The sequence below is a fragment of the Burkholderia seminalis genome, assembly GCF_001718535.1.
Classification (GTDB): Bacteria; Pseudomonadota; Gammaproteobacteria; order Burkholderiales; family Burkholderiaceae; genus Burkholderia; species Burkholderia seminalis.
In genome coordinates this window covers 2,105,885-2,120,689 of record NZ_CP013398.1, presented here as the reverse complement: position 1 = coordinate 2,120,689, position 14,805 = coordinate 2,105,885, and the positions used below count along the sequence as shown (strand labels likewise).

Genomic DNA, 14,805 nt, shown 5'->3' with positions numbered 1-14,805 from the left:
GGGGTTCTCCTGATCGGTCGGTCGATACGCGCGGGTTGCGGGCTCAGGACGAGCAGCTCACTTCGAGCGACCCGGCCCAGTCGGGCGGCAACGCCGCGTACGCTTCATGCTCCGGTTGTTCGTCGAACGGGCGGCGCAGGATCTGCGCGAGCCGCTCGACTTCCGAAAAATCCTTTTCCTTTGCGCGCCGGATCGCGACTTCGGCCAGATGGTTGCGAAGCACGTATTTCGGGTTCGCGCGGTTCATCGCAACCGCGCGCGCCGCGTCGTCGCGCGTTTCCTCGGACAGCCGCGCGCGGTAGAGGTTCGCCCACGCATCGAACGCTTCGCGGTCGATGAACAGGTCGCGCACCGGTGCGTCGCGGCTCGCGTCGTGCTTCGAGATCTGCGCGAGGCGGCGGAACGTCAGCGTGAAATCCGCGTGGCTCGCGTGCATCGTCTCGAGCAGCTTGTTGGCGAGGTCGGCGTCGTTCTCGCGTTCGAGTTCGAGGCCGAGCTTCGCGCGCATCGCGCGTTCGAGCGCGGGGCCGAAACGCTCGGGGAAGGTCGCGAGCACGTCCTGCGCATCGTCCACCGCGCGCTCGGCGCGCGCATCGTCGTCGGCGATGTCGTGCTGCAGCCCGATCAGCGGCAGCAGCGCCTGCGCGAGGCAGTAGCAGTTCCAGTGCGCGATGCGCGGCTGCATCCGGTAGGCGTAGCGACCGCCGTTGTCCGAGTGGTTGCAGATGTGATTCGCATCGAACGCGTCGACGAAGCCGAACGGGCCGTAGTCGATCGTCACACCGAGGATCGACATGTTGTCGGTGTTCATCACGCCGTGGCAGAAGCCGACGGCCTGCCATCGCGCGACGAGCTCGGCCGTGCGCAGCGTCACGGCCTCGAGCAGCGCGAGGTACGGATCGTCCGCGTCGCGGCAGGCCGGATAGAAGCGGTCGATCACGTGATCGGCGAGCTGGCGCAGCAGGTCGGGGCGATCGTTCGAGAAGAAGTGCTCGAAGTGGCCGAAGCGCACGAAGCTCTCCGACACGCGCGTGACGACGGCCGACGTCTCGATTTCCTCGCGCACCACCGGCTGGTCGGAACCGATCACCGTCAGCGCGCGCGTGGTCGGGATGCCGAGGTGATGCATCGCTTCCGAGCACAGGAATTCGCGGATCGACGAGCGCAGCACCGCGCGGCCGTCGCCCATCCGCGAGTACGGCGTGCGGCCGCTGCCTTTCAGCTGCAGCTCGTAGCGGCGGCCGTCGGTGCCGGTGCGTTCGCCGATCGTCAGCGCGCGGCCGTCGCCGAGCTGGCCGGCCCACACGCCGAACTGGTGGCCGGAATACACGGACGCATACGGCATCGCGTGCGCGGGCCAGTCGCGCGTCGGATTGCCGGCGAACAGCTCGGCGAAGCCGGGCTGCGCGGCCAGCGACGGCGGCAGGTCGAGCAACCGGGCGACTTCGCCGGAAAAGCCGACGACGTACGGCGCGGCAAGCGGCGCGGCCGGCAGCCGCGTATGAAACGCGTCGCCCAGCGTGACGAACGCGCCTGCGGCGGGCGCGCCGAGCGTGGCGGCGAGGTCGGGGAGAGTGTCAGCCGCATCGGCTGCGCTTCGGGAAAACGACATGTTGAGCGCCTCTGGGTAAGCCGATATTGTAAGGCGGCGCCGCGCCGCCCGCATGGCGGCGCGCGCACCGTGCGCCACGCCCGTCCGGGGCCGCTGACGGGCGCGTTGCAGGGGCCGGTCACCGATTCGCATCCTCACGGAGAACAAGACGATGGGTAAGCCGTTGCTGGGCCAGATGATGGACGTGCCGCTGCTGGTGTCCTCGCTGATTTCGCATGCCGCGCGGCACGCCGGCGACACGGAGATCGTGTCGAAGCGCGTGGAGGGCGACCTGCATCGCTATACGTACCGCGATTGCGAGCGCCGCGCGAAGCAGCTGGCGCAGGCGCTTGCGCGGCTCGGCGTCGACGCCGGCGACCGCGTCGGCACGCTGGCGTGGAACGGCTACCGGCATCTGGAGGCGTACTACGGGATCGGCGGGATGGGCGCCGTCTGTCACACCATCAACCCGCGCCTGTTTCCCGAGCAGATCGCGTACATCGTCAATCACGCTGAAGACCGCTACGTCTTCTTCGACATCAATTTCGCGCCGCTCGTCGACGCCATCGCGCCGCAGTGTCCGCACGTGAAGGGCTGGGTCGCGATGACCGATGCCGCGCACCTGCCGACGGGCGCGACGCCGTACCTCTGCTACGAAACGCTCGTCGACGCCGAAGACGGCCGCTACGACTGGCCGCGCCTCGACGAGCAGCAGGCGTCGGGGCTCTGCTACACGTCGGGCACGACCGGCAACCCGAAGGGCGTGCTGTATTCGCACCGCTCGACGGTGCTGCACGCATACGGCGCCGCGCTGCCCGACGCGATGAACCTGTCCGCGATGGACGCCGTGCTGCCCGTCGTGCCGATGTTCCACGTCAACGCGTGGGGGCTGCCGTACGCGGTGCCGCTGACCGGCGGCAAGCTCGTGCTGCCCGGCAAGGATCTCGACGGCAAGTCGCTGTACGCGCTGATGGAGGCCGAGCGCGTGACGTTTTCCGCGGGCGTGCCGACCGTGTGGCTCGGGCTGCTCAACTACATGCGCGAAGCCGGCGTACGCTTCTCGACGCTGAACCGCACGGTGATCGGCGGCTCCGCGTGCCCGCCCGCGATGCTGCGCACGTTCGAGGACGAATACGGCGTGCGCGTGATCCATGCATGGGGAATGACCGAGCTGTCGCCGCTCGGCACGCTCGCGAAGCTCAACTGGGCGCAGTCGCAGCGGCCGCTCGACGCGCAGCGCCGGCTGCTGGAAAAGCAGGGCCGCGTGATCTGCGGCGTCGACATGCGCATCGTCGGCGAGGACGGCCACGAGCTGCCGTGGGACGGCGTCGCGTTCGGCGAATTGCAGGTGCGCGGGCCGTGGGTGATCGATCACTACTTTCGCGGCGACGAATCGCCGCTGTCGGACGGCTGGTTCCCGACCGGCGACGTCGCGACGATCGATCCCGACGGCTTCCTGCAGATCACCGACCGCAGCAAGGACGTGATCAAGTCGGGCGGCGAATGGATCAGCTCGATCGACATCGAGAACGTCGCGGTCGCCCACCCGGGCGTGGCCGAAGCCGCGTGCATCGCATGCGCGCACCCGAAATGGACCGAGCGCCCGCTGCTCGTCGTGGTGCCGCGCGAAGGCGCGAACCTGAGCCGCGACACGCTGCTCGCGTTCTACGAAGGCAAGGTCGCGAAATGGTGGATCCCCGACGACGTCGTGTTCGTCGAATCGCTGCCGCACACCGCGACCGGCAAGCTGCAGAAGCTGAAGCTGCGCGAGACGTTCCGCGACTACGTGTTGCCGACGGCGGTGGGCGAGCCGTAAGCATCGCGCCCGGGCCGGCGACGGCCCGCGAACCGGTCGCCCGATCCGTCCCCGGATCGGCAACAAAATTCAAATTGAACGACCGTGCTTTTTCGTTGTATGCTGCCTCAGTTCATCCGGACATGCGGCTGTTCGACCGCGCACAATGAAGCGCAGCCAACCCGGCGCGCGATGCATGGAGGCAGGCAGATGGCAGTGGATTACTCGACTCGCGACGGCGTGGCCGTCATCACGCTCAACAATCCGCCGGTCAACGGGCTCGGCCTGTCGACCCGTCAGGGCGTCATGGACGCGCTCGATCGCGCCGCGCAGGATCCGTCGGTCACGGCCATCGTGCTGACCGGCGCGGGCCGCGCGTTCTCGGGCGGTGCCGACATCACCGAATTCAATACGCCGAAGGCACTGCAGGAGCCGACGCTGCACACCGTGATCCGCGCGGTGGAAGCGAGCGCGAAGCCCGTCGTCGCGGCGCTGCACAGCGTCGTGATGGGCGGCGGCCTCGAACTCGCGCTCGGCGCGCATTACCGCGTCGCGGCGCCCGGCGCGCAGGTCGCGCTGCCCGAAGTGAAGCTCGGCCTGCTGCCGGGTGCGGGCGGCACGCAGCGCCTGCCGCGCGCGGTCGGGCTCGAGACCGCGCTGAACATGATCGTGTCGGGCGCACCGGTGCCGTCGGAGCAACTGGCGAACAGCGGGCTGTTCGACGAGATGGCCGACGGCGACCTGCTGGAGGCGGCCGTCGCGTTCGCGCGCAAGGCCGGCGCGCGGCCAGGGCCGCACCCGCGGGTGCGCGATCGCAAGATCGTCCACGACAACGCCGCGGGCTTCATTCAGTTCGCGCGCAATTCCGCGCAGGCCGCCGCGCCGAATTTCCCCGCGCCGCACAAGTGCATCGATGCGATCGAGGCGGGCGTGCTGAACGGCTTCGACCAGGGCAGCATCGCCGAGCGCGAAGGTTTCGTCGCGCTGATGATGACGCCGGAAAGCCGCGCGTTGCGCCATGCGTTCTTCGGCGAGCGTGCGGCGAGCAAGATTCCCGACGTGCCGTCCGACACGCCGCTGCGCGAGATTCGTCGCGTCGGCGTGATCGGCGCGGGCACGATGGGCGGCGGGATCGCGATGAACTTCATCAACGCGGGCCTGCCCGTCACGCTGCTCGAGACGAAGCAGGAAGCGCTCGAGCGCGGCATCGCGACGATCCGCAAGAACTACGACGCGCAGGTGAAGAAGGGCAAGCTCACGCAGGAGAAGCTCGACGCGCGCATGGCGCTGATCGCGCCGACGCTCTCTTACGACGACCTGAAGGACGCCGACCTGATCGTCGAGGCCGTGTTCGAGGAGCTCGGCGTGAAGGAGCAGGTGTTCAGGAAGCTCGACGAAGTCGCGAAGCCGGGCGCGATCCTCGCGTCGAACACGTCGACGCTCGACGTCGACAAGATCGCGGCGTTCACCAAGCGTCCGCAGGACGTGGTCGGCATGCACTTCTTCAGCCCGGCGAACGTGATGAAGCTGCTCGAGGTCGTGCGCGGCGCGCAGACCGCGAAGGACGTGCTCGCGACCGTGATGGCCGTCGCGAAGAAGATCCGCAAGACGGCGGTCGTGTCGGGCGTGTGCGACGGCTTCATCGGCAACCGGATGATCGAGCAGTACATCCGCCAGGCGCTGTTCATGCTCGAGGAAGGCGCGCTGCCCGCGCAGGTCGACCGCGCGATCGAGAAGTTCGGGTTCGCGATGGGGCCGTTCCGGATGAGCGACCTCGCCGGCAACGACATCGGCTGGGCGATCCGCAAGCGCCGCTACGTCGAGCAACCCGACCTGCAGTACTCGAAGATCGCCGACCGCCTGTGCGAACAGGGCCGCTTCGGCCAGAAGACGGGCGGCGGCTGGTACGACTACGTGCCGGGCGATCGCAAGGCGAAGCCGTCGTCGCTCGTCGACGAGATGGTCGTCGCGTATTCGAAGGAGCGCGGCGTCGAGCGGCGCAAGATCGGCGACGACGAGATCGTCGAGCGGCTGGTGTTCGCGCTCGTCAACGAAGGCGCGAAGATCCTCGAGGAGAAGATCGCGTCGAAGGCATCCGACATCGACATGGTCTACCTGACCGGCTATGGCTTCCCGCTGTGGCGCGGCGGCCCGATGCTGTATGCGGACACGGTCGGCCTCTACAACGTCGAGCGCGCGATTCGCCGCTATGCGGCGGCACCGAACGGCGACGCATGGCAGCTCGCGCCGTCGATCGCGGAACTGGCGAAGGCCGGCCGCGGGTTCAACGGCTGACGCCGCCGCATGGCGGCGCGGCCGATCCTGTCTGGAGACACGCAATGAAACGCACCGACGACGTCCTGCTCGTGATCGACGTGCAATACGACTTCATGCCGGGCGGCGCGCTCGCGGTGCCGGACGGCGATGCGGTCGTGCCGGTGATCAACGCGCTCGCGCAGCGCTTCGACCAGGTCGTGCTGACGCAGGACTGGCACCCGCGCGAGCACGTGTCGTTCGCGGCGAACCATCCGGGCCGCGAGCCGTTTTCCACGCTCGCGCTGCCGTACGGCGAGCAGGTGCTGTGGCCCGTGCATTGCGTGCAGGACACCGACGGCGCGGCGCTGCATCGCGACCTCGACATCCCGCACGCGCGGCTCGTAATCCGCAAGGGCGGCGACGCGCAGGTCGACAGCTATTCCGCGTTCGTCGAAGCCGACCGCACGACGCGCACGGGGCTCGCGGGCTACCTGCGCGAACTCGGCGCGAAGCGCGTGTGGTGCTGCGGGCTCGCGACCGACTATTGCGTCGCGTGGTCGGCGCTCGATGCGCGCGCGGCCGGGTTCGACGCCGCGGTGATCAACGATGCGTGCCGTGCGATCGACCTGAACGGGTCGCTCGCGCACGCATGGCAGCAGATGCAGGCAGCGGGCGTCGCGCATGTGACGTCCGCGGGCGCGCGCCCGGCGGCGTAGCGCATTTCCCATCCGATTCAGGGCAGCACCGAAGGAGACTCGCATGACCGAAGCCGTAATCGTATCGACCGCACGCACGCCGCTGGCGAAATCCTGGCGTGGCGCATTCAACATGACGCACGGCGCGACGCTCGGCGGCCACGTGGTCGCCGCCGCGCTCGAACGCGCGAAGCTCGACCCCGCTCGCGTCGAGGACGTGATCATGGGCTGCGCGAACCCCGAAGGCGCGACCGGCGCGAACATCGCGCGCCAGATCGCACTGCGCGCGGGCTTGCCCGTGACCGTGCCGGGGATGACGGTGAACCGATTCTGCTCGTCGGGGCTGCAGACCATCGCGCTGGCCGCGCAGCGAATCATCGCGGGCGAAGGCGAGGTCTATGTCGCCGGCGGCGTCGAATCGATCTCGTGCGTGCAGAACGAGATGAACCGGCACATGATCCAGGAAGGCTGGCTCGTCCAGCACAAGCCGGAAATCTACTGGAACATGCTGCAGACGGCCGAGAACGTCGCGAAGCGCTACGGCATCTCGAAGGAGCGGCAGGACGAGTACGGCGTGCAGTCGCAACTGCGCGCCGCGGCCGCGCAGGAAGCCGGGCGGTTCCGCGACGAGATCGTGCCGATCACGGTGCTCGCGGGCATCGCCGACAAGGCGACGGGCCGCCTGTTCACGAAGGAAGTGACGGTATCGGCCGACGAAGGCATTCGCCCCGACACGACGCTCGAAGGCGTGTCGAAGATCCGTTCGGCCGTGCCGGGCGGCGTGATCACCGCCGGCAACGCGAGCCAGTTCTCGGACGGCGCGTCGGCGTGTGTCGTGATGAGCGCCGATGCCGCGCAGCGCGAAGGGCTGCAGCCGATGGGCGTGTTCCGCGGCTTCGCGGTGGCCGGCTGCGAGCCGGACGAGATGGGCATCGGCCCCGTGTTCGCGGTGCCGAAGCTGCTGAAGCAGGCCGGATTGAAGGTCGACGACATCGGCCTGTGGGAGTTGAACGAAGCATTCGCGGTACAGGTGCTGTACTGCCGCGACACGCTCGGGATTCCTGAGGATCGCCTGAACGTGAACGGCGGCGCGATCGCGGTCGGCCATCCGTACGGCGTGTCGGGCGCTCGCCTGACCGGCCACGCGCTGATCGAAGGCAAGCGGCGCGGCGTGAAGTACGTGGTCGTCACGATGTGCATCGGCGGCGGGCAGGGCGCGGCCGGTCTGTTCGAAATCCTCTGATCTTTGGCCGGTCGCGGCCGCGGTTTCGCTTCGGCGACGCCCGCGGCCGCGACATCAATCGGTGCGGCAGCGCCGCGATTCGAAACAATCGGGAAGCAAAAGGCGTGCGCCCGGCAATGCCGTTTCCCCTGACTTGTCAAACGAATTGCCCCACCTATACTTGCTCTGACATTTGCCTTTCGGCACGATGGGCAGGATCGCGCATGGCGCGATCCGTGCCGCGAAGGTTCGAACCAACGCAGCAGACCGACCGGGGACCGAATGAGTACGACCTATGCAGCCGGGGAACCGCCGCGCGTCGTCAGCGCGGCCGCGAGGCTTTACGCGAAATGCCTGCTGGTCGGATTCGCGTTGCTGCCTGCGTATCTGATCGCCTACCTGTGGTTCTTCAGCGACCCGCACGTCGGGTTCGAGAACCACGCATTCCATGAAATCGCAATTGCGGCCGCTACCCTCGAGGGCGCGTTCGTCACCTATGTGACGTGGGTGTGCTACCGGTCGTCCGGCGAGCCGCTGCTGCGCTGGCTGACGCTCGGCTTTCTCGGCTTCGCGATGATCTATGCGCTGCACGGTGCGTTCACCGGGATGGCGCACCACAATATCTGGCTGTTCCTGCTGTACGGGCCCGCGTCGCGGCTCGTGATGTCGATCCTGCTGCTGACGGGCCTGCTGTCGTATTCGCGTCCGCCCGACCGGATCGAGAGGCGCATGAGCGCGCGAACGTGGCTGCCGTGGATCGTGTTCTTCGTGATCGTCGACGTCGTCGTTGCCTACCTTGCGTATTCGCCGATCGCCGGCGCGCTCGGTACGCGCTTGTCGATGGAGGGCGGCGCGCTCGTGTTCTCGCTGCTGAACGTCTGCGTGCTGCTCGCGCGGCGGATCCGCTCGCCGCTGATGGTGATCTACGGCGTGTCGATCATGGCCTTCGCGCTGTCTTCGCTCGCATTCATTCTCGGCAAGCCGTGGAATCACATGTGGTGGCTGGCGCACGCGATTTTCGCGGGCGGCTTCTTCCTGCTCAGCTACGGCGTCGTGCAGGCGTTGCAGACGACACGCTCGTTCTCGGCGATCTACAGCCAGGAAGACCTGATGAGCCGGCTGTCGGAATCGATGGCGCGCACCGAGAGCGCGCTGCAGGAGCTGCGGCGCACGAACCAGAAGCTCGAGTACATGGCCGCGACCGATCCGATGACGGGCGCGTCGAACCGCCGGCAGTTCATCGCGCAGGTCGAGCGCGAGATGGTGCGGGCGGAACGCGACGGCACGCCGTTCTGCCTGCTCGCGCTCGATCTCGACAATTTCAAGAACATCAACGATGCCTACGGGCACCAGATCGGCGACGAAGTGCTGCGCGGCGTCGTGCGCCAGTGCCTCGAGGCGATCCGGCCGGCGGGCGGGCTTGCGCGCGTCGGTGGCGAGGAGTTCATGGCGCTGCTGCCGGACATGCCGCTCGAAGGCGCGCGGATGACGGCCGAGCGCGTGCGTTCGTCGATCGCGAGTTCGCCGTTTGGGCTGGACTTCAAGCGCGTGCAGGTGACGGTCAGCGTCGGCGTCGCGCAATATGGCGTCGACGGGAGTACGGTCGATGCGTTGCTGAGGGTGGTCGACGAGCGGCTGTATCAGGCGAAGCGGGAAGGGCGGAATCGCGTCGTGTCGCGGTGATGCATCGTCGATCGAAGCCCCGGAGGCGGCGACGCCCCGGGGCTTTTGCATGCCGGTCGGCCCGCGCGGCGCTAGCGTGACGCCAGCGCCGTCGCCTGTTTCGGCTGCGTGTCCTGCATCCGCTGCGATGCCTGCCACCAGTACTTGCCCGCGCGCTGCTGCGGATCGCGGATCGCGAGATACGTCGTACTCCACAGCTGGGCCGCGTTGGCCTCGGTCGCATCCGCGCTGCGCGTGCCGAACGCATCGGTCTGGTACGTGCCCTTTACGTAGGACCACGTCCACATCTCGGACGTCCGCATGTCGCGTCCGTTCGAGATCACCTGCCAGATCGTCTGCCGTGCCTGCGTGAGCAGCGCGCGGGTCGCGCCCGACAGATCCTGGCGCGCGAGCTGACGATCGAGCCCGGCGACCCACATCGCCTGCTGCCACGACCAGATCACCGTGCCGTGATACGCGGAGCTCGTGAATTTCGGCCACAGTGCCTGGCTCGCATACGCCGGGTTCGCGATCAGCATCCCGGCATCGGTCACGAGCCCCGTCGGGAACGGCCGCGTGACGTCGCCGACGATCCGCTGGAGCTGGTCGTCCGGCGGCGAGCCGAACAGCAGCGCGAAGCCGCCGTCGGAGTTCATCACCGGAATCGGGTTGCCTTGCTGATCGAGCGACAGCGCGTAGAACGCGAGCGGCGCGCTGGGCGCGGCCCCGGCCGGCACGCCGGCGGACGGCGCATAGGCCGACACGTCGGTGGCCGCCTGCGCGGCCGGCACGCTGACCTGGAACAGCGGCGGCGCCTGCGTCTCCCACGTGGTCGCCTCGTTCGCCGTGTTGGCGAGCGTCGCGCGCTGGCCGGCATCGAGATACGGATCGAGCAGGCCGCGCGCGAGGAATGCGTTCGCCGCGCGCAGCGCGGCCGGCACGAGCACCGCGTTCACGTCGTATGGGTAGACGCCGCCGCCGAGCCCGTCGGTACTGTCGCGCCAGTTGCCGACGATCTCGCCGGGCCGCAGGTGAATCAGGTTCGCGACCGACGGCTGTTGCGCGAACGCCTGCGCGGTCGTCGCGACGTGCAGCAGGTTGACGACCAGGCGGCTGCCGTTGGTCTGCCCGTCGCTGCCGCGCTGTGCGAGATACGCCGCCGCACGCGCCTGGCCGCGCGTATCGTCGATCAGCCACGCGGCCGCGATCGGCGCGAGCAGGTAGTCGCTGTCGATCATCTTGTAGTCGTAGGTCGGCGTCGGATCGTTCGGCTTGCCGTTCTTCTGGTTGTCGACCAGCGCGAATTCGCCGATGCCTTCCTCGTGCGCGACCTTGCCGTCGGCCGACAGGCGGCTCAGCACCGACGACAGGCCGGCCTCGATCGCCGCGGGCGCGAGCACGGGCATCAGCATGCGGACCGAGATCAGCGTATCGCGGCCGAAGTACGTGTCGTACTGCCACGAGCCGGCCAGCAGCTTGTCGTTGAAGCTCAGGAATTCGAGCACGTTCTGGCTCACCGGGTCGGGGTTCACGGACGGGGCGAACAGGTCGGCGCGCGTGATCGGCGAAAGCGGCGTCTCGCCCGACAGCGCATCGATGTGCAATTTCAGCGTGTGCGAGCCGGCCGGCGCGTTCAGCACGAGCTTGCCGCCCGCTGCCGGCGCGATGCTGCCGCCGTCGCGCAGCGTGATGCGCAACGCATAGCCGGGCGCGCCGTCGATCCGGTCGCGTTGCCATTGCGCGGTGCCGCCCTGGACCGTCGGCGCGGTGAGGATCTGCTGCGGAATCGTCGCGCCGCCGTTGAAGTCGCGCAGGAAGCGCACGTTGCTGAGCACGCCCTGGCGGATCGTCAGCGTGCCGGTGTCGACCGACACGTCGGCGCCGATGCCGTACAGCGGGCGGCCGCGCGCGTCGGGTGCCGACAGCGCGGACGGCGGCGTGTCGAGGCTCCAGTTCACCGGTTGCGCGGTGTCGTCGAACCACAGGCCCGTACCGCTGTTGCCGGCGGGGAAGACCACCAGCAGGCGCGGCTTCGTCGACGAACGCACCAGCAGGTGCGCGGCAACCTTGTCCTGCCGGTAGAACGCGTTGATCTGGCCGCCGGTGTCCATGCGGAACGACAGCGCGGCGTGGTTCGACGGCGGGGTGTTCGACTGAACGTCGTCGTCGTTGCAGGCCGCGAGCAGGCCGGCGCAGACGAGCCCGAGACACAGCGACTTCGCAAGGCGATGCATGTTGATGTCCCTCCTGATGAATGGCGATTTTTTATCTGGATGTGCGAATCAACGGATCTTGGGTCCGTTTGGTCTCGTGTCGCGGTCATTCTTTTCTGGTGAATGACTGGAATTGATCGGGGTGTAGCGCCGTTTTGAAAAAGAGAAATAGGCGGTAAATAAGCGAGCGATTGGTAAAAGCAGAAAACCGCGGCAGCAGAGGGTGCGGCCTTGATGCAGCAAGGGAAAGCAATGCGGCAGGCCCTCGCACGGGTGCGTGGCGAATTGCGTGCGGCAGAAGAAATCGAAACGTAAGCCGTCGTAGGGATTCTAGATTTCCTGGAAAGCCGAAGTCAATAATGTTTTGTGATTTTGTAATTCGGAATTGAAAAGCCGACTGAAATTGTTACGCATTGGGTCGGTAAAATATGCGATTGAATGGATTTGGATAACGCGGTCCGGATATCCGATGGCGAAACGATCGGCAATGGCGTTTCATACCGGCGATTGACGCCGGAAAGCAAGGGAATCGTCTCGTTCATGCCGGCCGTGGTCGGAGCGGCGCGCGAAGCCGTGCAATTCTCGTTCCTGCCGGGAAACCGCAGTTCGCGTGTTCAGGCCGCCGGGTCCTGAGCGCCCGTCGCCGTTCATGCGGCCGGCGCCGTCGGTGTTCGATGCGGTAAAAGAGCAGATATCGTCGCCGGAACGGACGACCGCCGATTCGGTACGCGTTTTTTCGCGGTTGCGACGGCCGCGCGCTGCCCGTCCGCGACGCGGCACCTTCGATTGCCCATATTCACGTGATATCGTCGCGGAGCGTCGGAAGCCATCCACCGTTTATTCCATTGTGAGAGGCGACATGCGTCTAGCTGATTTCATCGTTCAGAACATGGAGCCGATCCTGGTGGAGTGGGAGGCATTTGCCGCCACGCTGCTGCCGGCTGCGCGGAGCATGGACGCGCATGGGCTACGCGATCACGCGCGTCAGATCCTGCAGGCGGTGGCCGAGGACATCGATACGCCGCAAACGACGGCGGAGCAACATGAAAAATCGCTTGGACGGGCGCCCGAACCGGTGAACGCGGAGAAAACGGCCGCGCAGACGCATGCCGTCCTGCGCGCCCGTCGAGGCTTCAACATCAATCAATTGACGGCCGAGTATCGGGCGCTGCGTGCCAGTGTGCTGCGCTTGTGGATCGACGCATGCCAGCCGGACGCACCTCATGTGGACGACATGATTCGCTTCAATGAGGCGATCGATCAGGCGCTCGCGGAATCCGTTGCTTTTTTTACCGAGCAGGTGGAGCTGGCCCGCAACTTGTTGCTCGGTATGCTGGGTCACGATATGCGCACGCCGCTGCAGACCATTCAGATAACAGCGTCCTATTTGGCCGCGCTCAATGCCGGAGAAGACATATCGGAGGCCGCGGCCCGGCTGATTCGCAGCGGCGGGCGCATGCACGCTCTCCTTGACGATCTCTGCGATTTCAACCGGACGCAACTCGGGCTCGGTATCAACGTCGTGCGCCGCGATGCCGATCTCGTGCAAGTGCTCGGCAATGTGGTCGACGAATTGCAGACGGCTCATCCGAATCGCGAGATCAATCTCGAGGTGAACGGCGACCTGCGGGGTGACTGGGATGATCAGCGGCTCGAGCAGCTCCTGAGCAATCTGGTGAGCAACGCAGTCAAGTATGGAGCGCCCGATACACCCGTGCGGGTGACGGCGACTTCGGACGACGCAGAGGCGCATATCGAGGTCGGGAATAAGGGGCCCGCTATCGATCGGCTCACGCTCGACCGGATCTTCGATCCGCTTCAGCGTGGATCCGACCGATCGGAAAACGTCGATGACGATGTCGGATTGGGGTTGGGCTTGTACATCGCCAGCGAGATCGCCAAGGCACATCAGGGTCGTATCGAGGCGCGGTCCGATTCGACGGAAACAGTTTTCTCGGTACATCTGCCGAGAGGTGCGCGAAACGAGCGTCCCGGAGCTCGTGTCGAGCGGCAGTGATGCGGAGTGGGTTTCGTGGGGGCGCGTTGTTCTGAGATTCCCGGCTATATCGAGGTTGATGATGGCAGTGAATTCATTCGAAGGCGCTCGACAAACGGGCGTATGAGAACGGCGTGGAGATTGACTGCTCGCGCCCCGGCAGGCCGGCCGGCAAATGGGTTCTTGTCGCAGAAGAACGCCAGACGCCAAATCGAAGTTTGGTGCGGGTACCATAACGAGGCGCGCCCTCGCGCCGCGCTACAGCGGACGACATCGATGGAATTCGTCCGCTAGCGTACCGACCGGGCCGATTCGGCCCACCCCGAAGAGCCGGAATTTTCCCTCCAAGACCGGGACGGAAATTGGACCAGCCTCAGTAAGCGAAACGGTGGAAAAGGGGTATCGTCCCGAGAGGGTTGAAGTAATACCCCCTTTTTTTCTCGGCCGGGCACGATTTCCGGCGCACGCAAGCGAACGACGGAAGGGCGTGAAGCGCCCGACTGGCAAAGGGTTATGGCAAAGTGCCGAACCAACAGAAACTGGAGCAACCGAAGTGATCAGACATATCGTCATGTGGAAGTTGAAGGAATCGGCCGAAGGCGCGACGCGCGCACAGAACGCGCTGAAGCTGAAGGAAAAGCTCGAAGGCTGCCGTGACCTCGTACCAGGCACCTTGCAGATCGACGTCGGCGTGGCGACGCCGGGCCTCGACGCGACCGCGGACATCGTGCTCGTATCCGATTTCGCGGACAAGGCCGCGCTCGACGCGTACCAGGTGCACCCGGTCCACCAGGAAGTGAAGAAATTCGTCGTCGCGGTCGCCGAATCGCGCGAGTGCGTCGACTACATCGTTGACAGCACACGATGAGCGACGCGGCAACCCCGACGGACGGCCCGTCGATCGAAAGCCCGTTCGTCGACCTGCTCGGCGTGCAGCTCGTGTCCGCGAAGGATGGGGCGAGCGAGATCGTGCTGCCGCTCGAGGAGCGGCACATGAACACGTGGAGCATCGCGCACGGCGGCGTGACGATGACGCTTTCCGACATCGCGCTCGCGATGGCGGCGCGCAGCCTGACCGACGACGGCGTTGGCGTCGTCACGGTCGAGATGAAGGTGAACTTCATGCAGCCGGGGCGCGGCGAGTTGCGCGCCTATGGGCGTGTGATGCACCGCTCGACGACGATGGCCTACTGCGAAGGCGAAGTGCGCGACAGCGACGGCAATTTCGTCGCGAAGGCGCTCGGCACGTTCAAGTACATGCGGCGGCTCGCGGTCGGCCGCGACATCAAGCGGCAGCGTTCGCGCACCGCGCCGGACGCCCAGCCCGGCCCGAGCGACGCGTAGGCACCCGGGCGCACGGCCCGGTCTGCTGGTC

General features: G+C 66.8%; 11 protein-coding genes and 1 pseudogene. 10 read left to right on the top strand and 2 right to left on the bottom strand.

Going from position 1 to position 14,805, the window contains the following annotated elements; all coding sequences use genetic code 11:
* Positions 1-43: 43 nt before the first annotated feature.
* Positions 44-1,612, bottom strand: coding sequence for a protein adenylyltransferase SelO (locus WJ12_RS09580; RefSeq protein ID WP_069245654.1), 1,569 nt, complete (start codon positions 1,610-1,612; stop codon positions 44-46).
* Positions 1,613-1,763: 151 nt separating this feature from the next.
* Between WJ12_RS09580 and WJ12_RS09575 the strand changes: the two genes are divergently transcribed.
* From WJ12_RS09575 to WJ12_RS09555, 5 genes are all read left to right on the top strand, one after another.
* Positions 1,764-3,407 (top strand): 3-(methylthio)propionyl-CoA ligase, encoded by a 1,644-nt coding sequence (locus WJ12_RS09575; RefSeq protein ID WP_069245653.1) that lies wholly within the window; start codon positions 1,764-1,766, stop codon positions 3,405-3,407.
* Between the two features lie 189 nt (positions 3,408-3,596).
* Complete coding sequence (locus tag WJ12_RS09570; protein WP_059561732.1) at positions 3,597-5,681, top strand: 3-hydroxyacyl-CoA dehydrogenase NAD-binding domain-containing protein; 2,085 nt, start codon at positions 3,597-3,599, stop codon at positions 5,679-5,681.
* A gap of 44 nt (positions 5,682-5,725) precedes the next feature.
* Positions 5,726-6,358, top strand: coding sequence for a bifunctional nicotinamidase/pyrazinamidase (pncA, locus tag WJ12_RS09565; RefSeq protein ID WP_034188753.1), 633 nt, complete (start codon positions 5,726-5,728; stop codon positions 6,356-6,358).
* Positions 6,359-6,401: 43 nt separating this feature from the next.
* Positions 6,402-7,580: an acetyl-CoA C-acyltransferase gene (locus WJ12_RS09560; protein WP_069245652.1), complete on the top strand. Its 1,179-nt coding sequence runs from the start codon at positions 6,402-6,404 to the stop codon at positions 7,578-7,580.
* Between the two features lie 261 nt (positions 7,581-7,841).
* Entirely contained in the window at positions 7,842-9,242 is a 1,401-nt protein-coding gene (locus WJ12_RS09555) for a GGDEF domain-containing protein (RefSeq protein ID WP_034188751.1), read from the top strand.
* 71 nt (positions 9,243-9,313) lie between these two features.
* Here the strand turns inward: WJ12_RS09555 and WJ12_RS09550 are convergent, their stop codons facing one another.
* On the bottom strand, positions 9,314-11,455 hold the full coding sequence (locus tag WJ12_RS09550; protein WP_069245651.1) for a glucosidase family protein: 2,142 nt from the start codon (positions 11,453-11,455) through the stop codon (positions 9,314-9,316).
* Positions 11,456-11,872: 417 nt separating this feature from the next.
* Between WJ12_RS09550 and WJ12_RS35860 the strand changes: the two genes are divergently transcribed.
* The 5 genes and pseudogenes from WJ12_RS35860 (at position 11,873) to WJ12_RS09535 (ending at position 14,774) form a co-directional block, all read left to right on the top strand.
* Positions 11,873-12,067, top strand: a complete 195-nt coding sequence (locus WJ12_RS35860) for a hypothetical protein (RefSeq protein WP_156810492.1) — start codon at positions 11,873-11,875, stop codon at positions 12,065-12,067.
* 226 nt (positions 12,068-12,293) lie between these two features.
* Complete coding sequence (locus WJ12_RS09545) at positions 12,294-13,451, top strand: sensor histidine kinase (RefSeq protein ID WP_069245650.1); 1,158 nt, start codon at positions 12,294-12,296, stop codon at positions 13,449-13,451.
* A gap of 36 nt (positions 13,452-13,487) precedes the next feature.
* Positions 13,488-13,724 (top strand): annotated as a pseudogene (locus tag WJ12_RS36740) (IS3 family transposase); the annotation flags it as partial.
* A 259-nt stretch (positions 13,725-13,983) separates the two neighbouring features.
* Positions 13,984-14,298: a Dabb family protein gene (locus WJ12_RS09540; protein ID WP_059561688.1), complete on the top strand. Its 315-nt coding sequence runs from the start codon at positions 13,984-13,986 to the stop codon at positions 14,296-14,298.
* A complete protein-coding gene (locus WJ12_RS09535; RefSeq protein WP_034188705.1) occupies positions 14,295-14,774 on the top strand; it encodes a PaaI family thioesterase in 480 nt (159 codons plus the stop codon). Before WJ12_RS09540 ends, WJ12_RS09535 begins: the two co-directional genes overlap by 4 nt.
* Positions 14,775-14,805 lie beyond the last annotated feature (31 nt).

Coding starts and splice junctions, on each gene's coding strand:
- WJ12_RS09535 (WP_034188705.1), top strand. CDS start 14,295: ATGAGCGACGCGGCAACCCCGACGGACGGCCCGTCGATCGAAAGCCCG.
- WJ12_RS09545 (WP_069245650.1), top strand. CDS start 12,294: ATGCGTCTAGCTGATTTCATCGTTCAGAACATGGAGCCGATCCTGGTG.
- WJ12_RS35860 (WP_156810492.1), top strand. CDS start 11,873: ATGGATTTGGATAACGCGGTCCGGATATCCGATGGCGAAACGATCGGC.
- pncA (WP_034188753.1), top strand. CDS start 5,726: ATGAAACGCACCGACGACGTCCTGCTCGTGATCGACGTGCAATACGAC.
- WJ12_RS09550 (WP_069245651.1), bottom strand. CDS start 11,455: ATGCATCGCCTTGCGAAGTCGCTGTGTCTCGGGCTCGTCTGCGCCGGC.
- WJ12_RS09555 (WP_034188751.1), top strand. CDS start 7,842: ATGAGTACGACCTATGCAGCCGGGGAACCGCCGCGCGTCGTCAGCGCG.
- WJ12_RS09570 (WP_059561732.1), top strand. CDS start 3,597: ATGGCAGTGGATTACTCGACTCGCGACGGCGTGGCCGTCATCACGCTC.
- WJ12_RS09560 (WP_069245652.1), top strand. CDS start 6,402: ATGACCGAAGCCGTAATCGTATCGACCGCACGCACGCCGCTGGCGAAA.
- WJ12_RS09575 (WP_069245653.1), top strand. CDS start 1,764: ATGGGTAAGCCGTTGCTGGGCCAGATGATGGACGTGCCGCTGCTGGTG.
- WJ12_RS09580 (WP_069245654.1), bottom strand. CDS start 1,612: ATGTCGTTTTCCCGAAGCGCAGCCGATGCGGCTGACACTCTCCCCGAC.